At 71.5% G+C, this 19,370-nt stretch carries 11 protein-coding genes and 1 pseudogene; 5 read left to right on the top strand and 7 right to left on the bottom strand.

The window, feature by feature from the left end:
* Positions 1 to 80: 80 nt before the first annotated feature.
* On the bottom strand, positions 81 to 4,124 hold the full coding sequence (locus ACH4U7_RS40375; protein ID WP_398532758.1) for an SDR family NAD(P)-dependent oxidoreductase: 4,044 nt from the start codon (positions 4,122 to 4,124) through the stop codon (positions 81 to 83).
* Between the two features lie 51 nt (positions 4,125 to 4,175).
* Complete coding sequence (locus ACH4U7_RS40370) at positions 4,176 to 5,381, bottom strand: MFS transporter (protein WP_398532757.1); 1,206 nt, start codon at positions 5,379 to 5,381, stop codon at positions 4,176 to 4,178.
* Between the two features lie 61 nt (positions 5,382 to 5,442).
* On the opposite strand from ACH4U7_RS40370, the gene ACH4U7_RS40365 reads away from it, so the two are divergent.
* Positions 5,443 to 6,927: a class I adenylate-forming enzyme family protein gene (locus ACH4U7_RS40365; protein ID WP_398532756.1), complete on the top strand. Its 1,485-nt coding sequence runs from the start codon at positions 5,443 to 5,445 to the stop codon at positions 6,925 to 6,927.
* Between the two features lie 36 nt (positions 6,928 to 6,963).
* Here ACH4U7_RS40365 and ACH4U7_RS40360 read toward each other — a convergent pair whose 3' ends face one another.
* From ACH4U7_RS40360 to ACH4U7_RS40340, 5 genes are all read right to left on the bottom strand, one after another.
* Positions 6,964 to 9,393 (bottom strand): L-tyrosine/L-tryptophan isonitrile synthase family protein, encoded by a 2,430-nt coding sequence (locus tag ACH4U7_RS40360; protein ID WP_398532755.1) that lies wholly within the window; start codon positions 9,391 to 9,393, stop codon positions 6,964 to 6,966.
* 597 nt (positions 9,394 to 9,990) lie between these two features.
* A complete protein-coding gene (locus tag ACH4U7_RS40355) occupies positions 9,991 to 10,845 on the bottom strand; it encodes an isocitrate lyase/phosphoenolpyruvate mutase family protein (RefSeq protein WP_398532754.1) in 855 nt (284 codons plus the stop codon).
* A gap of 107 nt (positions 10,846 to 10,952) precedes the next feature.
* Complete coding sequence (locus tag ACH4U7_RS40350) at positions 10,953 to 12,227, bottom strand: APC family permease (protein WP_398532753.1); 1,275 nt, start codon at positions 12,225 to 12,227, stop codon at positions 10,953 to 10,955.
* Positions 12,228 to 12,374: 147 nt separating this feature from the next.
* On the bottom strand, positions 12,375 to 13,049 hold the full coding sequence (locus tag ACH4U7_RS40345; protein WP_398532752.1) for a response regulator: 675 nt from the start codon (positions 13,047 to 13,049) through the stop codon (positions 12,375 to 12,377).
* Positions 13,046 to 14,182 (bottom strand): sensor histidine kinase, encoded by a 1,137-nt coding sequence (locus tag ACH4U7_RS40340; RefSeq protein WP_398532751.1) that lies wholly within the window; start codon positions 14,180 to 14,182, stop codon positions 13,046 to 13,048. The genes ACH4U7_RS40345 and ACH4U7_RS40340 overlap by 4 nt, the downstream gene beginning before the upstream one ends.
* Before the next feature lie 218 nt (positions 14,183 to 14,400).
* Between ACH4U7_RS40340 and ACH4U7_RS40335 the strand changes: the two genes are divergently transcribed.
* From ACH4U7_RS40335 to ACH4U7_RS40320, 4 genes and pseudogenes are all read left to right on the top strand, one after another.
* Positions 14,401 to 14,820, top strand: coding sequence for a DUF6223 family protein (locus ACH4U7_RS40335; RefSeq protein ID WP_398532750.1), 420 nt, complete (start codon positions 14,401 to 14,403; stop codon positions 14,818 to 14,820).
* A 611-nt stretch (positions 14,821 to 15,431) separates the two neighbouring features.
* Positions 15,432 to 16,571, top strand: a complete 1,140-nt coding sequence (locus ACH4U7_RS40330; protein ID WP_398532749.1) for a PLP-dependent cysteine synthase family protein — start codon at positions 15,432 to 15,434, stop codon at positions 16,569 to 16,571.
* Positions 16,568 to 17,824, top strand: a complete 1,257-nt coding sequence (locus ACH4U7_RS40325; protein WP_398532748.1) for an MFS transporter — start codon at positions 16,568 to 16,570, stop codon at positions 17,822 to 17,824. Before ACH4U7_RS40330 ends, ACH4U7_RS40325 begins: the two co-directional genes overlap by 4 nt.
* 179 nt (positions 17,825 to 18,003) lie before the next feature.
* Positions 18,004 to 19,361 (top strand): annotated as a pseudogene (locus ACH4U7_RS40320) (alkaline phosphatase).
* Positions 19,362 to 19,370 lie beyond the last annotated feature (9 nt).

The raw sequence follows: 19,370 nt of genomic DNA, 5'->3' as shown, positions 1-19,370 counted from the left end.
GACCGACTCACGGGCTGACCGACTCACGGGCTGACCGGGGCGTTGGCGGTGGCCGGGGTCGTGTCGCCGACGCCCCGGCGTCAGCCCTCCTGCTCCCGCAGGGCGGTGGCGAGAGCCCGTACCGTCGGATGTCGGTACAGCGCGCGCAGCGGCAGCCTGCGTTCCAGCCGCCGGGCGACCTCGTGCTGCAGCCGTGCGGCGAACAACGAGTTTCCGCCGACTTCGAAGAAGCTCTCCTCCCGGCCGATGAACCCACGGCCCAGGACGTCGCAGACGACACGGGCGATATCGGTCTCAAGACCCGCCTTCGGCGGCTGGGTCCGTGAAGGATCACGGCTGCCGATCGCCAGGCGTGCCAGGGCGGTGCCATCGATCTCTCCGGCCGGGGTGTGCGGGAGGGTCGGTACGGAGGCGACATGGACGGGCACACCGCCGTCGGCGACACCTGCCGCGGCCTTCAGCACGTCTTCGGCCCGCGCCCCGCCTGTGTATCCGAGGAGAACGGCCCGCCGGGTCGCCGCGTCGGCCAGCAGCGGGCTGATGTCCGGGTTGTGCGCGTCCAGACCGATCAGCAGGTGGCGTTCGGCGCCGGCGCGTGCCAGGAGCAGCGAGCCGAGCCCCTGTGCCGGTGTGATCGGGCGGAATCCGCGGGCCGCCGCGGCTGCCGTCATCGGCCCGTCGGCGTTCATGCCGACACCGCTCCACTGGCTCCAGGCGAGCGACCGCACATCACGGCCCCTGGTGGCGGCCCAGTAGGCGGCGAAGGTGTCCTGGAAGCTGCTGGCCGCGGCGTAGGCGCCGAAGCCGGTGCCGCCGAAGTAGCCGTTCACCGAGGAGAAGAGCAGGAGAAAGGTGTCCGGCCGGTCGTCCAGCAGATGTGCCGCCGCGAGTGTGCCCACCGTCTTGGGCGCGAGGGTCTGCTCGTATTCCTCGGATGGTGCGTGTGCCACCACATGCGCGGTGATGTCGTCCCATTGGTGGCGCAGGGACCGCCCGGCCAGGTGGAGTACTCCTGCCAGCGGCTGCCGCCATGCCCGCTCGGCCCTGGCCACCGCGTCGCCGAGCGCGTCGGTGTCGGTCACGTCGGCGCGCTCGTAGCGGATCTCGCCCTTGCTCTCCGGCGGCAGCGGGGAGGGAACGGGCGTCTCGGCGGCGTCCTGGCGCCCGAGCAGCAGGACCTTGGCGCCGTACGCGGTCGCCAGGTGGTGTGCGATCTCCTGGCCGATGCCGCCGAGGCCGCCGGTGATGGCGTACAGGGCGCCTTCGCGGAACGCGTCGCCGGGGCGGGAGAGGGCCGGTACGGCGATCGGCTGGAGCCGGGCGGCCAGGCGCCGCCCGGCGGCGTAGCGCGTCAGCGTCTCCCCGGGGCAGGCGAGTTCGGCGCGGATGGCGGTGATCAGGGCCGCGCGTCCGGCGTCGTCGGCCACGTCGACCAGGCGGGTCACCCCCTCTCCACGCTCGGTCGCCACGCTCCTCACCAGCCCGGTGAGCGCTCCGTTGGCGAGCGCCCCCGGGGTGGTCGGCGCGGGCGAAGCCCCCTCCGGAGCGACGGGGAGCCGGGTTGCCACCAGGAGCGGGGCGGTCGGGAACGGGCTGTCGGCCAGCGCTCGGACCAGCCTCGCGACGGACAGCGCCCCACGGCGCAGGCCCCCGGGGATGTCCTCGGGGGCGTCACCGGCGAGCGACCAGGCGTGGACGATCCCGTCGACTTCCGGGTGTTCGCGCGCGACGGCCGCCAGCAGCGCTCGGTAGCCGGCTTCGTCCTCGGGGTCCAGCCGATAGCCGTCCGCCTCCTCGCGCAGGCCGTAGGGCCCGTCCGCCGGGCGGACGACGATCACCGGGCCGGGCGTCCGCGCCGCCGCGGCCCCGGCCAGGAGGCCGTCCTCGTGGTCGTCGGCAAAGACGACGAGGGGGTTGGGAGACTTCGCCGGGGGTGCGGCGGCGCGCAGCGGGGCCTCTTCCCACACCGGGGCGAAGAACCAGGGCGGCACGGTGTGCGGGCCCTCCTCGACGACTTCCAGCCGGCGAAGGCGCTCGTCGAAGGAGCCGGCGGTGTAGGACGCCAGGAGCTGTCCGCGCTGGATCTTGCCCGACACGGTGCGCGGGAACTCCTCGGCGGCCAGCGGCACGACACGGTACGGAGCGAGGCCGGTCCGCGCGGCGACGCCGGTCGTGATGGCGCGGACGAGGTCCGCTTGACGTGAGAGGCCGTCGTCGTCAGACCGTTCTGACTGTTCAGACCGTTCGGGCCGACCGGGTCGCCCGGTGGTGTCGGGCGCGGGGTCGGGTACGTCGGGTACGTCGGGTACGTCGGGTACGAAGAAGACCAGCAGGCGGTCGGTGCCGATGTCGGGAGAGAAGAGTCCGCAGGCCGCCGCCGAGGACGGTGCGACGCCCGGGATCGAGGTCACGACGTCCTCGATCTCGTGGCAGAAGTAGTTCGCCCCGTTGACGATGATGAGGTCGCGTTCCCGCCCGGCGATGACGAGACCGCCGTCCCATACGAAGGCCAGGTCCCCGGTCCGGAACCAGCCGTCGGCGGTGTACGCCTCGGCGTTCGCCTCCTCGTTGCCGAAGTAGCCGGTCATCATGGTCTCGCCGGTCACCTCCAGGCGGCCCACACGGCCGCGTGGCGCCACCGCCCCGTGCGCGTCGACGATGCGCAGCAGGGCCCCGGGCACCGGCTCGCCGACCGAGGTGAAGGTGACGGTCCGGGGGGAGCCCGGCCGCGCGGGCCGCAGATCCCCACCCAGGGAGTCCTGGTCGACCACGACCACGCCGAGGGTCCGGTCGTCGCGCGACAGCGGGGCGTGGGTGACCGCGGAGGCCGTTTCCGACATGCCCCAGACGACCATCATGGCGTCGGGTCGCAGACCGTGGCGGGCGAGGAGGGTGAGAAAGGTGTGCGCGGTGCCGCTGACCACCGGCTCACCGCCGTTGTAGATGACCCGCAGCGAGCTGAGGTCCCACCGGCCTTCGGCGATTTCGTCGGCGTACCCGTTGACCAGCGCGAAGGCGAAGTTGGGGGCCGAGATGTTGGTGACGCGGTAGCGGTCGATCCAGTCGAGCCAGTTCAGGGGGCGGGCGGCGAACATGTCGGGGGTGACGTTCACCTGGGCGCAGCACAGAAACACATCCCGGGTGTGTGCCATCACCGAGCCCATCACATGGTCCATCGCGATCCAGTTGAGGGTGACGTCGTCCTCGGTGAGCCGGTTCACCACGGCGTCTCCCCAGGTGCGGGCCACGATGCTGTGGTGGTTGTGCCGTACGCACTTGGGTAGTCCGGTGCTGCCCGACGTGAGCAGGTTGAGCGCGGGACTGTCAGGCCTCGCCGCGAACCAGTCCCGGTCCCTGCGGTCGGCCATGATGTCGGCGATGGCGGCCACCCGGACACCTGTGCCCCACTGCCCTGACAGGGCGTCCGCCAGCTCCGCGGCGTCGAGGTCGGTGAGGATCAGCGGATGGCCAAGCAGCGACCAGGTGTTGCGGAGCTTGCCCGAGCCCCGTTCCCCGTCCGGGACCACGGCCATCGGGGCGGGCAGGAAACCACCGAGGACGCAGGCCCAGAAGGCGGTCACGAAGGAGTGGTTGGCGTCGAACTGGAAGAGGACCGAGTCGCCCGGGCGCAGACCGAGCGCGCGTAACCCGGCCAGGGCGCGCTCGGCGTCGGCGAGGAGCCTGGGGTAGGTCATATGGACACTGGTGCCTTGCCGGGTCAGGAAGGTGATCCCTCGCTCCGGTGCCTTCTCGGCGGCCCTGGCCAGGGCCGCGTGCAGGGTACGGGGGTGGTCGACGGGCAGGCCGAGTGAGCCTGAGCCGAGGACGGAGGGTTCCCGGGCATCGTCCTCGGCCGGTGTTCCGTCCTCTGCCAGTGTTTCGTCGTCGGGGGCCGCGGTGGTGTCTTCGGCGGCGTCCGCGCCCGGCCCCTCCGCCGTGTCCGTCGGCTCTCGCCCGGATACTGTGGGCAGCACATCGGCGAGGTGCCGGCCGCGCGTGGGCAGCGGGACCCGCCAGTCCAGCGCGACCGCGTCGGACACCTGCGGGAGCGCCTGAACGGCCGACCTGATCATGCCAAGCACCTCGGCCGGAACATCGGACATCTGCGCACGGGGCTCGTTCATCGTTTCTCCTCCTGTCTTCGAGGCGCGGCGGGGCATCATCGGGTCACTCGGTCACTCACGTATGTCGGCCTTTCCGAGCGGGCCCAGCCAGAAGCAGCCGGTGACGGCGGCCATGAGCACGGCCGTTCCGGCGTACACCACCGCGATACGTCCGGTGGCGCTGACGAGCCAGGCGCCGATGAAGGCGCCGATGGGCTGTGCCGACCAGGCGAGCACCTGTCCGGTCGTCTGCACACGGCCCAGAAGGTGGTCGGGCACGACCGTCTGACGTAGCGTCAGCGTCCTGACGGCGTAGACGGACGGCAGCCCGGCCGCGCACGCCCAGAACACCGCGCCGAGGCGGATATCGGTACTGACCGAAAGCCCCAGCACCAGGACGCTCCAGCACATCATCAGCCCCAGGGTGGCCGTGGTGAACGACACCTGGCGTGCGAGGCGGCTGAAGGTGAACAGCGCGACGGCTGTGCCCAGAGCCCCGCAGGCGAACAACAGGCCGACCTGCGCGTCGTCGGCTCCCAGCCGCTGATGGGCGAACAGGACGAGCTGGGAAGTGACGGTGGAGCCGATCAGGTTGTACAGCGCCGCGTGCAGGGCGATACCGCGCAGCACCGGGTCGGCCAGCACATACCGCAGTCCGGTGCCGATGTCTGAGGTGACGGAGCGCCGCTCCTTCCGTGGCGGGTTCCCGCTGAAGCGGGTGCGGATGGCCAGCAGCAGGGTTGCCGCGAGCCAGAACGAGACGGCGTCGATGGCGAAGACACCGGTGACCGGTAACCCGCCGCCGATCAGCGCTCCCGCCAGAAGCGGCCCGGTGACCTGCGCCGCCGCGTAACCGGCGCGCAGTTTCCCATTGGCGTCCGCCAGTTCGTCCCGGGACACCAGACTGGGGATCGCCGTGCTCTCGACGGCGGAGGAGACGATTCCCAGAGACGTGTTGACGAACGCGACCGCGTACACGGCCCACACCGTCAGCACGTCCAGGCCGCCGAGGACCGGCAGGACCGCGATCGTCAGCCCCCGGGCCACCACCGCGCCGACCAGCGCCCGGCGGCGGTCCACCCGGTCGACCCAGGCGCCGATCACCAGGCCGAACAGTATGTAGGGCAGGAATCCGGCGACGGTGGTGAGCGCGAGGTTCACCGCGGAGCCGGTGAGTCTGAACACCAGGAGTGGCAGGCCGAAGGCCGTGAAAGACGATCCGACATTCGATATCGTCTGGCTGATCAGGAACAGCCGGTAGTCGCGCCGCCGCGGCATGGTGCCAACCTACATGAGGCGATCGGGGCGTTCGAGACCCAGCGAAGAGGCAGGACCGTACATGCCTTCTCCCCAGCAGGAGTCCACGGAGTCCACAGAGCCCACCGTCACCATCGGCGAACGCATCGGGCAGCTGGCCGCCGAACACCCGGCCGCCACCGCCGTCCTGTCGGTGGCGCCGAACGGCGGTGTGTCGAAGCTGACGTGGGCCGAGCTCGAGCGGCTGACCAACTCCGCGGCGCGCGGTCTCGCCGAGCGCGGTGTCGCCTCGCGGAGAACGGTGGCGGTGGCCCTGCCGGCCGGTCCGGACCATGTGGCGGCGACCGTCGCCGCCTGGAAACTCGGCTGCCTGGTGGTGCCGCTCGATCCGCAGGCAACGGCGGCCGAGCGTGCCGCCCTCGGCGCCGCGATCGGCGAACACGTGCTGATCGGCGACGTCGACGGGGCGGATATCCGGCCGGGGTGGTGGCGCGAGCGCCGGCACAGCGACACTCCGCTCCCACGGCAGGGCACGCCGCGGTCCGCCACGCTGACCGGCGGTACGACGGGCCTGCCACGGGTGATCGTGCGGCCGCGGCCGTGGACGTACCGGCCGGGCGCCTGGGAGGCTCGGCACGACAAGGCGCAGGGCATGCGGCTCGGTCAGACGCAACTGCTGGTCCTGCCGCCGTACCACACCGGGTTCCAGGCGCTGTACCAGGGCCTGGCGCTCGACCACCGGGTCATCATCATGGAGCGGTTCGTCCCGTCGCTGTTCCTGAAGCTCGTGCAGGAACACCGGGTCAGCTATGTACGGATGGTGGCGGCGATGATGCGGATGCTGCTCGATGTGCCGGGGCTGAGGGACTACGACCTGTCCAGTATCGAGACGCTGCACCACGGCGCGGGTCCCTGCCCGGAGAAGGTCAAGCGGGCCTGGCTGGAGCTGATCGATCCCGGGCGGGTGTATGAGATCTACGCCAGCCAGGAACGGGTCGGCAGGACGGTGATCCGGGGCGACGAGTGGCTGAAACGCCCGGGCAGCGTCGGCCGTCCGACCGACTGCGAGATACGGATCTACGACGACGGCGGGCGGCAGCTGCCGGCCGGTGAGGTCGGCGAGGTCTTCATGCGGACACCGGGCGTCGGGCAGCCGAGCTACCTCGGCGACGGACCGCGCCTGCCCGAGCGGGACGGCTTCCTCACCGTCGGCGACCTCGGCCACCTGGACGCCGACGGCTACCTCTACCTCGTGGACCGCAAGAGCAACGTGATCAACGTGGGCGGGAAGAACGTCTATCCCGCCGAGGTCGAGGCGGTGTTGCTGGAGATGCCCGGCGTCGCCGACGCCGTCGTCACCGGACGACGGCACGAGTACCTGGGACAGGCGGTGCACGCGCTCGTCGTACCGTCCGACCCGGCCGATCCGGTCACCACCGCGGCCGTCGACGCGTACTGCCGCGAACGGCTGTCCGACGCCAAGGTGCCCATGACATGCCAGATCGTGGCGAGCGTCCCCCGCCAGAGCAGCGGCAAGGTGCGCAGGGCCGAACTCGGGGAGCGCTGACCCGGCGGCGCCGGGCGGGTCCTGCCGGAACACGGTTCATCTCCGCCGCAGGCGCGTGGTGCGCAGAAACGCCGGATCGATACGGGCGCCGGCCCCGTCCCCCCGCGCCTGGGTGGCGGTCACCGGGACCATGGCGAACGGCTGCCCGGGACCGAGCAGCGGTGAGTACAGGGGGACGAAGCACTGGTCCCGCAGAGCCACCGCGAACTCGCGGGAGACGACGCCCCGGGTGTCGATGGCACCAGTGGCGTGCGCGGACGACAGGGCGGTGCCGCCCAGCAGGTTGAGACCGATTCTGCCGGGCGTGGGCCGCAGCGACACCTGCACTCCACCGGGAACGAGTTTGGACCGGTAGCCGGTGTGCGCGTCGGCGTGCCAGGTGGCCACGTACCGGAGGGTGTCGTCCCACGCGGTGGTCAGGACCTCCTTGCGCGCCGCGATGACTTCGGGTGTCGCGCAGTCCTCGGCCAGGTTGTACAGGTCGGCGTAGACCTCGCTCCACCACGATCCGGTGGCGGGCATGGCGCCGGGCAAACCCGGCGTCCGTACGGAGAAGACCAGCGACCGGAACAGATCGGCGAAGTTGCCCCGAGGGTCGCGTATATCCGCCTCGCGGAGCGTACGCAGCGGCCCCAAGGTGATGTCGAGGCCGCGCAGGGCGGCGCGGTACTCGGCCAGAATACGGGCCCGCAGGGCCCGGTGGGCCGCCACGAACGCGGTGCCCTGATGCCGTTCCGCGAGTTCGTCGTAGGCGACGATCTCGACGACTTTGCCGGACAGTCCCGCGGCTCCCGCGTATCTGCTCATGGTGAGCATGCCCTCCTCGAGCTTCGCGGGCGAGTGGGCGCGATAGTGCTGGTTGTCCGCCGCCAGGAAGAAGAACAGACCGGGGGGGTACACCTGATGAACGGCCTCCATGAGCTCCAGGAGGCGGACCAGCATCGCGAGCTCGGCGAGATCGGGAAGGTCGCCGACTGCCTTCAGCTTGCTGTGGGCGAACTTGTTGGGGAAGAACACCATGGCCATCGGGACCGGTTCGCCGCGCCGGACGAAGGGGAGCATTTCCCGCAACGCCAGCTCGGGTGGGTAGTTGGAGCTGGGCCCGTGCTTGAACTGTTTGCGTTGCAGGATGTGATGCATCAGGCGCACGGTCCGCTCGGCGTCGGACGGCGCCCCGACCAGCCGGCGCCCCAGCGTGTCCCGGGCGGCGCGGGCGGTGCGGTCGGCATTGCGCCGGGCGGCCGTGACCAGGTGGTCGACGAACAGCCGGGTCTCCTCGCCACTCCACCGTACGGCGTGCTGTTCGATCGCCGGATTGTGCCGCAGCACATCCAGCCGCAGGGACGACAGCGACCTCGCGGTCGGCAGTGTCGGAGCGGGAGGCGTGTTGACCTGTGCGGTGGCCGGCGACTGCATTTCCAGGGCCTGCACCACATCCGGCTCCGGTCGATCCGGAACCTGTGGCGTGGGAGACGAGGGCATGGGCACGTCACCGGACCCGGCGCGGGCGTCATCCCCGATGACCAGCAGCGTGGCTCGCGGGAACTGGTGCGCGAACGCCTCCCAGCCGACCGGAGCCCGCGCGGTGGGGTCCAGGACCGTGAGACAGGCGACGACTTCCGCTCGCCGATCCCACCGGGCGAGCGCCGCCGCGGCCGCGGCGGGCCCGGCGCCGTCTGCCGAGCGCGGGGTCAGCACCGTCGGATCGGGCACTCCGTACCGTGCGAGGCCCGACGCGTACCGAGCCGCCGGGCAGCCCGGCCCCTCGGCCAGGAAGACGGTCTCCCCGCCCGCGTGCCACACGTCCCGGCATAACTGCGGCAGGCCGGGCAGGGCCCGCTCGACAACATCCGTCAGAGGACCGATCAGGACCACAGGCAGCGGCTTGTCCGGGAGGACCCGGCACTCCCGTGCCCGATCCTGGAGCCTGGCCAGCAGGCGCGCGAGGGCGCGCTCCTGCTGTTCCGGCACGCTGTGTGCCCATGCGGCCCAGCTCGCGTGCGCGGAGAGCAGACGTGCGGTGTCCGACCGCAGATAACGCATCTCCGCCGCAAGAACCTCCCTGAACGCCGCACCCGGGTCCGTACGCGAGTCCGGACGCGCCCGTGAGAAGGCCTCCGCCAGGGCATGCAGCGTGCTGGGGACGGCGGTTGCCGCACTCCTCGACGACCAGGTGGTGAGGGCGCCCAGGTCGGTTTCCGACTCCCGCGCCGCTCGCAGGGTCGCCGCGCGACGCGTCATCAGACCGGCGGCCCCGGCAACGGACAGGCTGTCCATGACCAGGACCCGGCCGGTGGCCGCCAGGTCCGTACGCAGTTCGAAGGCCGTGTCCGGCCCAAGAGGGTCGGCGAACACCAGTCCGTAGCTGTCCAGTGCGGTACGGAAGACCCGTACCAGGGGCCGCACGAAATACTCCACGACGAAGGCGAGATCGTCCGTGTCGGCGCCGTCCGGACGACTGTCCATGATCTTTCGGAGCAGTCCGGGACAGTTCTTGAGGGCCCTCGTCGTGACGGCCAACGCCCCACCATGGCAAGCCGGGTGAGCCGGAACGACCTCGATCGGCCCTACGGTCGTGCAGCCGTCATCGCCGCTGATCGCGGCGGTCGGGCTACCCGGTGGACGGAGAGCTACGTGCAGTCGCAGCACAGGATCGTCCCAGACCAGACGCCGCGCAAGGGCATACGGCGGCCGAGGCGGAGACGGCCCGACCGAATCCACCGAATCTCCATCGGCCCGCGTCGGGACGAGAGTGTCACCCATGGGTCCAAGACCTCCCCACGCTCAGTCAACAGGCGCGGCCACGGGATGAACGGGACTGTGTACTATGCCGCAGTCACGCTCATACCATGCCCCATCATCACCACTAGCCAAGAGTGGGCGCTTCTACACCACGCAGGCATCCAGCAGCCTCACCGGGAAGGCCCCCGTCACGATGGCGTCGCGCAGAGCCGGGGAAGGCCGCCGCCGACGGCTGCACCGTCGGCGGGCCCGCGCTGAAGCCCGGTGTCAACGCCGAACACAAGAACGCCGAGGCCATAACCCCCGGATTGGGTTGCGATACTAACCTCCGCTTCCCAGGAGCGCGTTGAGCTCGCCGTAGTCGAGCCCTCCGGCCAGCGACTCGTAGGTCCCCGCGCCCAGCAGTTCCCGCGCGGCGCGGCGGACCACGGCATGTGCGGCCTGGGTGATGCCCGATCCGACGCTCACGCGCGCGACGCCGAGCGCGGCCAGTTCGGCGACCGGAGGTGCCCCGGGGCCCGCCATCACATTGAGCGGACCATCGATACCCTCGGCGAGCGCCTTCACGGTCACCGGGTCGACAACCCCGGGGACGAAGATCCCGTCGGCGCCCGCGGCGAGGAAGGCGGCTGCCCGTTCCAGGGTGCCGTCCACTCCTCCTGCTCCTCTGAGGAAGGTGTCGATCCGGGCGTTCACGAACAGCGGCGCCCCCGCCTCGTCTGCGGCCTCGCGGGCGGTGGAGAGGCGTTCGGCCTGCTCGGCGACCGGCCGGAGCGGGCCCTCGCCGCTCCCGTGCAGCACGTCCTCCTCGTACAGCGCGTCCTCGATGTTCACGCCGACCGCGCCCGCCGCGATCACCGCGCGGATCGTGTCGCCGACACCGGCTGAGTCCCGCGCGTAGCCGCTCTCGATGTCGGCGGTCACCGGCACCCGGACCGCGTCGACGATGCGTGCGACGGCGCCCAGGGCTCGGTCGCGGTCCAGCCGGTCGCCGTCCGCCGCTCCCAGGGCCCAGGCCAGCCCCGCGCTCGTGGTCGCCACCGCGGAGGCCCCGGCGTCCTCGATGATGCGGGCGCTCGGGGCGTCCCAGGCGTTCGGCAGGACGAGCGGATGCCCGGGGACGTGGCGGGCTCGAAAGGCGAGGGCCTGGTGGTGGAGGGTGTGGTTCGGCGTCATGTGGATCACTCAACCAGCCGGCCTCGGGCGATGGCTGGCGGAAATCCGACGGGAACGTGCGGCTACGAAGGCGCTGTCAATACCGGGACTGCGGCCGGGGGACGTGCCTACTCCTGGCGAGCGATCGTGCGACGGACGGCGTAGGCGGCGGCGCCGACAGCGAGCACGACGGCTCCGGAGATCACGGAGGACGCCGGGAGTGCGAAGGCCAGTACGAGGCAGCCGACCAGGCCGACCGCGGGGATGATCCGGACCGGGCGGCCCTCAGCGGGGCTCAGGGTCCATGCGGAGGCGTTGGCGACGGCGTAGTAGGCGAGGACGCCGAAGGAGGAGAAACCGATCGCTCCGCGCACGTCCGCGGTCGCGGCCACCGTGGCGACGACGGTACCGACGAGGAGTTCGGCCCGGTGGGGGACCTTGAACCTCGGGTGCACGGACGCCAGGGCGTGGGGCAGATGGTGGTCGCGGGCCATGGCCAGGGTTGTACGAGAGACGCCGAGGATCAAGGCGAGCAGGGAGCCGAGGGCGGCAACCGCGGCGCCGATGCGTACGACCGGGACGAGCCAGGCGGCGCCGGCCGCCCGGGCGGCCTCCGTCAGCGGTGCCCCGGTGGCGGCCAGGCCGTCGGGGCCGAGGACGAGCAGGACGGAGACGGCGACAGCGGTATAGACGACGAGGGTGAGGCCGAGCGCGATCGGGATGGCACGCGGAATGGTACGGGCCGGGTCGCGGACCTCTTCGCCGAGGGTGGCGATGCGGGCGTAGCCGGCGAACGCGAAGAACAGCAGCCCGGCCGCCTGCAGCACGCCACCGAAGCCGGCGTCCGAGCCGATGTCCAGGCGGGCGGCCTCCACGGCGCCGGAGGTGAGGCAGGCGACCACGACGGCGGCGAGCACCGCCAGGACGACGGCCACGATGACGCGGGTCAACAGCGCGGACTTCTGCACCCCGGCGTAGTTGACCGCGGTCAGCGCCACCACGGCGGCCACGGCGACCGCGTGCGCCTGGCCGGGCCAGATGTAGGTGCCGACGGTCAGGGCCATGGCCGCGCACGAGGCGGTCTTGCCCACCACGAACGACCAGCCGGCCAGATAGCCCCAGAACTCACCCAGCCTCTCCCGCCCGTAGACGTAGGTGCCGCCGGAGGCCGGGTAGCGGGCGGCGAGCCGCGCGGAGGAGGTCGCGTTGCAGTAGGCGACGACCGCGGCGAGGGCCAGGCCGAGCAGCAGACCCGAGCCGGCCGCGCGGGCGGCCGGGGACAGGGAGGCGAAGATCCCGGCGCCGATCATCGAGCCCAGGCCGATCAGCACCGCGTCCGACGCTCCCAGGCGACGCTGAAGTTCGTCCGGTACCCCGGACGAGGGTGAGGGCGTGCTGCTCAACTTCGTCACTCCGTTTCGGCCGTGCTTGCGTACATGCTCCGCGATCCGCGCGCACGATAAGGGATCGACCTGAACAACCCGTGGCCCGCCTCGGCACCTGGGGGCGGCCACCGGCCGGGCTCGCCGTGTTCGATCAGAGAGCGAACGTCAGGAACTGCGCGGCGCTGCCAGGCCGGATTCGTAAGCGAGGACCACGAGTTGGGCCCGGTCCCGGGCACGGAGTTTGGCCATGGCCCGGTTGATGTGGGTCTTCGCCGTCATCGGGCTGATCACCATGTGGCCCGCGATCTCGTCATTGGACAGGCCCTGCGCGACCAGCACGACGGCCTCGCGCTCGCGGCTGGTCAGCTCCTCCAGCCCGGTGCCGACGCCGGTGCCGACGCCGGTGGTGAGCGGCAGGGTGATGTACCGGTTGATCAGCTTGCGAGTGATCGACGGTGCCAGCAGGGCGTCGCCGCGCGCCGCGACGCGGACGGCGTGCAGGAAGTCGTCCGGCACGATGTCCTTGACGAGGAATCCGGCGGCACCGGCGCGCAGCGCGTCGAGGATGTATTCGTCCAGGCCGTAGTTGGTCAGGATGACGATGTGCACCCCGGCCAGGGTCGGGTCGGCTGCGATGCGCCGGGTCGCCTCGATGCCGTCGACGCCGGGCATCTGGATGTCGATGAGAGCGACGTCGGGCAGGTGCTCCCTGGCCAGGTCCAGGGCCTGTTTCCCGTCGGCGGCCTCGGCCACCACCTCGATGTCCTCTTCGAGGTCGAGGAGCGCGCGGAATCCGCTGCGAATGAGCGGCTGGTCGTCGACCAGCAGGACACGGATCACGATGTCCGGTCCACGGGGAGGTGGGCCTGGACGGTGAAGCCGCCCTCGCCACGCGGTTCGGCGCGCAGCCGGCCGCCGAGGGCGGTGACTCGTTCGCGCATGCCGAGCAACCCGACGCCGGGCGTCGGGGCGGTGTCCGGCGTTGCCTGGCCGTCGTCGTCGATGTGGACCATGAGGGTGTCGGGGCGGCAGTCGATCCGGACGGACGCGGTGGCGGCGTTGGCGTGGCGAGCGATGTTGGTGAGCGACTCCTGAACGATCCGGTAGACGGTCCGGCCCACCGCGGCCGGCATGTCGTGTCGTTGTCCCTCGATGGTGAGCGTCGCGTCCAGGCCGAACGTACGGGCCCGCTCCACCAGTTCCGGGACGTCGTCGAGCCCGCGCGGCGGGGCCGTATCGTCGTCGCGCAGCGCCTCCAGCGTCGCGCGCAGCTCCCGGGCCGCCTCACGTCCGGCTTCCTGGATCGCCAACAGGGCCTCCGGTACCTGTTCGCCACGCTTACGGGCCACATGGACGGCGACCTCGGCCTGCACCTTGATGACCGAGATCTGATGGGTGAGCGAGTCGTGCAGCTCCCGCGCGATCCGCAGCCGCTCCTCGTCGGCGCGGCGCCGCGCGGCCTCCTCCCGGGTGCGCTCGGCCTCCTCCGCCCGCCGCTCGGCTTGCCGTAGCGCCTCCCCGGCCGCGCCGGCCGCGATCAGCCAGGCCAGTTCGAGCGCGCCCCGAGCCCGTGCGAACGCCTCGCCGGTGTCGTGCAGGCCGGAGGCCAGAGCCGCGAGGGGGAGAGCGGCCAGCATGGTCACGCTCGCCGCCACCGTGATGGCGCGGTGTCCGGCCCGTACGGCCGCGTACACCGCGAACAGGTACGCAACGACAGGCACATCGAACCCGGCCGCCTGGTAACCCACCGCGCACAGCCCGGTGACGGCCAGGACGGGAACCGGAGCTCGGCGGCGCGCCACCAGCGCGAGACCGCCGGCCGCCAGCAGCGCGTACCCGAGCAGGTCGAAGCTCGTGGGGGACGTGGGGGAGTGCTGTCCCGACTGCCCGGTGATCAGCAGCGTCGCCGCCACCCCGGCGGCGAGCACCCAGTCCATGACACCGACCCGGGCATCGGACCGTCCTGTACTCATGCGCGAACCCTAGCCGGACGGCCGCGCGGGCGGCTCGTGCGCACGGACGATCAGCCGACTACCGCGTATGCGGTACCGCCGCGGTTCCTGCGGCGCCCGCAGTAGCCGCTACGGCATCGACGGCAGCGCAGATTGTCTTCGTCTGCTGGACGACCGGGGGCGGGTCCGACGGACATGATCAGGAAACGTCCACTTGAAACATGAAGAGGGAGCACCTCATGTCCGTCCGACGTACGTTTGCCGTGGCCGCCGCAGTCCTCTGCGGAGCTGTCGTGCTTGCCGCACCGGCGGCCGCTGACGCCTCGGCCCAGCCGGTCGCCGCCAGTGTGTACACCCTGAGCGCCGGGCGACTCGGGGCCATCGTGGCGGCGTTGCTGGCGCTGACCGGCGCGGTCACCGGTGGACTGGCACTGGCCCGCTCCACCGGCCGCATCAGCACCGGGCCCGGGCGACGCGGCGCCACCATGGCCCTGGGAGGGGCATTGATCGGCATGGCCCTCGGCGCCCTGGTGGCGGCGACCGCCTCCGGTGGCCTCGGCACCGGCAACGGACTGGGCGGGGCCATAGTCGCCTTGATCGTGGGGGTGATCGGAACTGCCCTCAGTGGGCTGGCTCTGACCCGTCGGCACAGCTCCTGACAAGAACTTTACGTACTCGATCAACTACCCTTTGTGTTCATGCGAGCTGGGTCGGTCTCTCCGAGCAGCCGCTCCGTATCGGGTACCGGAGCGGTGCTCTTGGTGTTGCTGGCCACGCTCCTGCATGTGCTCGGCTGTGCGCACGGTCCGACGGCGACCGCCGCGGGCCGGGCGGACACTCTTGTACTGGCTTCCTCCGCCGCTTGCGGACAGGCCCCAGCGGAGTCACAGGGGCCCACGGTCCGTGCCACAGGCCGCGGGACGGCCCCGGAGCACGACCGCGGGGTGCACTGCTGGGGCCCGGACGAGCCGAGCGGCCAACCGCCGCGCGGGATCGACATGGCCGGGCCGTACGTCCCCGGAGCCACGCCCGCTGAACCCGGCGATGCCCACCCCGTCGGCCCACCCATGACTTCTCAACCGTCCCGTACGACGCACGGTGCGTCATCGGCGGGGCGTACCCGAGCTCGTATCGGCGTGTGGCGGACCTGATCGGGCCGTCGCCGCGTCTCCCGTCCCGGGGCGACGCGCGGCCACCGATCATCCGCATCCTCCCTCGCTACGCAACGACCGGCTGCCGCGCACGGCACCGGCCGTAGGAGAAGCACGCCATGAACCACCCCACTCGTACGACCGTCCCCCTCTCCCCGGCGGGGTTGCTCGCCCATCCCAAAATCCCGGCGCACACCCCTGCCGGTCTCGTCGGCGACACGCCGGTGCTGTGGATCGGCGAACCCTTCACCGCCTCCGGGCGCGGCTTCTGGGCCAAGCTGGAGGGCCACAACCCCGGTGGCATCAAGGACCGCACCGCCCTGTACATGGTCCGTGCCGCACGCGAGCGCGGTCAGTTGCCGTGCGGCGCCCGCATCGTCGAGTCCACCTCCGGCACGCTCGGCCTCGGCCTGGCCCTCGCCGGCGCCATCCACGGCCATCCGGTCACCGTCGTCACCGACCCGGGCATGGAACCGCTGATGTCCGGCCTGCTCGCCGCCCACGGCGCCGAGGTCGATGTCGTTACCGCCCCGCACCCCACCGGTGGCTGGCAGCAGGCCCGCCGTCAGCGTGTGGCGGAGCTCCTCGCCGCTCACACCGATGCCTGGTGCCCGGACCAGTACCACAACCCCGACAACGTGGCCGCCTACGCGCCGCTCGCCCATGAACTCGTCGCACAGCTCGGCCGGATCGACACCTTGGTCGTCTCTGTCGGCACCGGCGGCCACTCCACCGGCATCGCCTCCGTCCTGCGCGGTTACTTCCCCCGCCTGCGCGTCGTCGGCGTCGACACCACCGGTTCGACGATCTTCGGCCAGCCTGCCGCACCCCGCCTGATGCGCGGCCTGGGCTCCAGCATCTACCCCCGTAACGTCGCCTACCACCTGTTCGACGAGGTCCACTGGGTCGCCGCCCCGGAAGCCGTGTGGGCTGCCCGGCGCCTGGCCCGCGACCACTACGCCACCGGCGGCTGGAGCGTCGGCGCCGTCGGGCTGGTCGCCCGCTGGCTGGCGCGCACACTGCCCGCCGAGGAACGCATCGTGGCCGTCTTCCCCGACGGGCCGCAACGCTACGTCGGCACCGTCTTCGACGACACCTACTGCCGCAGGCACCACCTCCTGGGCCAGCTGCCACCCGACGACCCCGACCGCATCGACCACCCCGGCGAGCACACCGTCACCCGCTGGACCCGCTGCACCCGCGTGATCGACCCCCTCGCCACCGGCAGTGGCCCCCGCATCGCCGGAGCCGCCCGGTGAAGCATCTGTGGCGGCAGACCCGCTCCTTCCCGCCCGCCGGACGTCTGTTGATGGTCAACCAGTTCGCCATCAACCTCGCCTTCTACATGCTCATGCCCTACCTCGCCGCCCATCTGTCCGGCGAGCTCGGCCTCGCGGCCTGGGCCGTCGGGCTCGTGCTCGGGGTGCGCAACTTCTCCCAGCAGGGCATGTTCCTCATCGGCGGCACGATCGCCGACCGCCTCGGCTACAAGGCCCCGATCATGGCGGGCTGCCTGCTGCGCACCATCGGGTTCGGCCTGCTCGGCTGGGTCGACAACCTCCCCGCGCTGATCGCCGCGTCGGCCGCGACGGGCTTCGCCGGAGCCCTGTTCAACCCCGCCGTACGCGCGTACCTCGCCGCGGAAGCGGGTGAGCGCCGTGTCGACGCCTTCGCCACCTTCAACGTCTACTACCAGACCGGCATGCTCCTCGGGCCCCTCGTCGGGCTCGCTCTCCTGGCCGCCGACTTCCGCCTCGTGTGTACGACCGCCGCCGCCATCTTCGCCGTACTCACCGCCCTGCAGTGGCGGGCTCTCCCCGCACGCCACGGCGATTCCGCCGGTGCCGCGACCGGCAAGGAGAGCGTGCTGGCACAGTGGCGCACGGTGGTTGCCAACCGGCCCTTCCTGCTCTTCTCCACCGCGATGATCGGTTCCTACGTCCTGACCTTCCAGGTCTACCTCGCGCTTCCGCTGGCCGCGTCCGACGCCCTGGGGTCGAGCGGCACCGCCATCACCGGCGGGTTGTTCGTCGTCTCCGCCGCGACCGCCGTCGCCGGGCAACTACGGCTGACCGGCTGGGCCAAAGACCGCTGGCACCCCAGCCAGGCCCTGGCCCGCGGGCTGGCCGCGATGGGGCTGGCCTTTCTTCCTCTGGCTCTCACCCCGCGAGGCTCCTCGGCGGTCGTCCTCGTCGCGCTCGTCATCGCCGTGGTGCTGCTGGCGGCGGGGAGCGCCGTCGTCTACCCCTTCGAGATGGACACCGTGGTCACCCTCTCCGGCGACTCCCTCGTGGCCACCCACTACGGCTTCTACAACACCGTCTCCGGGCTGGGCATCACCTTGGGCAACCTCGCCACCGGAGCCCTGTGGGACTTTGCCCTGCGCCACGACGCACTCTGGCTGACCTGGTGTGTTCTGACCGTCACGGGGCTCGGAGCCGCGGCCTCCGTCTCCGCCCTCGCCCGCACCGGCCGCCTCGCCGTGCGGCCGCCGCGACCCATCTCCGTATGAGCGCGTGTGCCCCGGACCGCGCGGCCCGGGGCACACGCCGTACGCGTCATGCCACGGCAATAAGGACGGGATCAAACCTTTCCCGTCGGTTCACCCATGGCTGATGGTTTGGAGTCTGTTGTCATCCGCATTCGTTGTCATCCGCATTCGTCCTCCGGACGTTTCAAGGAGTCACTTCCATGCACAGACCCTCCCGTCGTCACCTCGTGATCGGCACCGCCGTGGTCGCCGCCACTGCGGCCGCAGCGGCCGTCACCACCAGCGCCGGCGCCTCCGACAGCAAGGCCGCGCCGAGAACGCGATCAAGGGTGGCAAGGCGAAGAACGTCATCCTGCTGATCGGCGACGGAATGGGCGACTCGGAGATCACCCTCGCCCGTGACTACACGGTGGGCGCGAACGGCCGCCTGAACATGGACAAGTTCCCGCTCACCGGCGCCTACACCACCTACGCGGTGCACGCCGACGGCACCCCGGACTACGTCACCGACTCCGCCGCCAGCGGCACCGGCTGGGCGACCGGCCGCAAGACGGTCAACGGCCGCATCTCCAAGACCCCGGACACCGACAAGGCGATCCCCACCGTCCTGGAGCTGGCGCAGAAGAACGGCTACGCCACCGGCAGCGTCACCACCTCCGAGCTCACCCACGCCACCCCGGCCGTGCTCGCCTCGCACGCCACCGACCGCTCCTGCCAGGGCCCGGCCGACATGGCCAAGTGCCCCACCGACACCATCGCCGCCGGCGGCCCCGGCTCGATCGCCGAGCAGTCCGTCAACCACAAGGTCGACGTCCTCTTCGGCGGCGGCAAGGCGCGGTTCGACCAGAAGGTCACCGACGGTACGTACAAGGGCCTGACCGTCACCGAGCAGGCGCGGAAACTGGGCTACCAGGTTGTCACCGACTCCGCCGGCATGAAGAGCGCGAAGGCCGACAAGCCGGTGCTGGGGCTGTTCGCCTCGGGCAATGTGCCCACCGAGTGGACCGGTAAGCCGGCCGCGGTCGGCGGCACCGACCCGCAGCGGTGCGTGACCTCGAACCCCAACCGCCCGTCGGCCACGCCGAGTCTGGCCGACTCCGCCACCAAGGCGATCCAACTGCTGGAGGCCAAGCAGAAGCACTCGGCGAAGGGCTTCTTCCTGCAGATCGAGGGCGCCTCCATCGACAAGCAGGACCACGCGGCCGACCCGTGCGGCCAGATCGGCGAGACCGCCGCGTTCGACCGTGCCGTGAAGGTGGCTCGCGACTACGCCGCCAAGCACCCCGACACGCTGGTCGTCACCACCGCCGACCACGGCCACACCAGCCAGATCGTCCCGCTGGAGGCCACCCCGCCCGGCCTGTCCTCCACCCTGGTCACCAACGAGGGCCAGCAGCTCAAGGTCAACTACTCCACCAACACCCCGGGCCAGTCCCAGGAGCACACCGGCACCCAGGTGCGCATCGCCGGCCAGGGGCCGCAGGCGTACCGCGTCCTCGGTGTCACCAACCAGACCGACCTGTTCGCCACCATCCGCGAGGCCCTGAACCTGCGCTGACCGTACGTA

Source organism: Streptomyces sp. NPDC020845 (assembly GCF_044334165.1).
Classification (GTDB): domain Bacteria; phylum Actinomycetota; class Actinomycetes; order Streptomycetales; family Streptomycetaceae; genus Streptomyces.
Note: the sequence above shows the minus strand (reverse complement) of the source record. Positions and strands in the feature narration are given on the sequence as shown.

What these genes read in the sequence shown, in the direction of transcription:
- ACH4U7_RS40355 (WP_398532754.1), bottom strand. Translation starts at nt 10,845, where the DNA reads ATGACGCCGAACCACACCCTCCACCACCAGGCCCTCGCCTTTCGAGCC.
- ACH4U7_RS40375 (WP_398532758.1), bottom strand. Translation starts at nt 4,124, where the DNA reads ATGAACGAGCCCCGTGCGCAGATGTCCGATGTTCCGGCCGAGGTGCTT.
- ACH4U7_RS40335 (WP_398532750.1), top strand. Translation starts at nt 14,401, where the DNA reads ATGTCCGTCCGACGTACGTTTGCCGTGGCCGCCGCAGTCCTCTGCGGA.
- ACH4U7_RS40365 (WP_398532756.1), top strand. Translation starts at nt 5,443, where the DNA reads ATGCCTTCTCCCCAGCAGGAGTCCACGGAGTCCACAGAGCCCACCGTC.
- ACH4U7_RS40370 (WP_398532757.1), bottom strand. Translation starts at nt 5,381, where the DNA reads ATGCCGCGGCGGCGCGACTACCGGCTGTTCCTGATCAGCCAGACGATA.
- ACH4U7_RS40360 (WP_398532755.1), bottom strand. Translation starts at nt 9,393, where the DNA reads ATGGACAGTCGTCCGGACGGCGCCGACACGGACGATCTCGCCTTCGTC.
- ACH4U7_RS40330 (WP_398532749.1), top strand. Translation starts at nt 15,432, where the DNA reads ATGAACCACCCCACTCGTACGACCGTCCCCCTCTCCCCGGCGGGGTTG.
- ACH4U7_RS40340 (WP_398532751.1), bottom strand. Translation starts at nt 14,182, where the DNA reads ATGAGTACAGGACGGTCCGATGCCCGGGTCGGTGTCATGGACTGGGTG.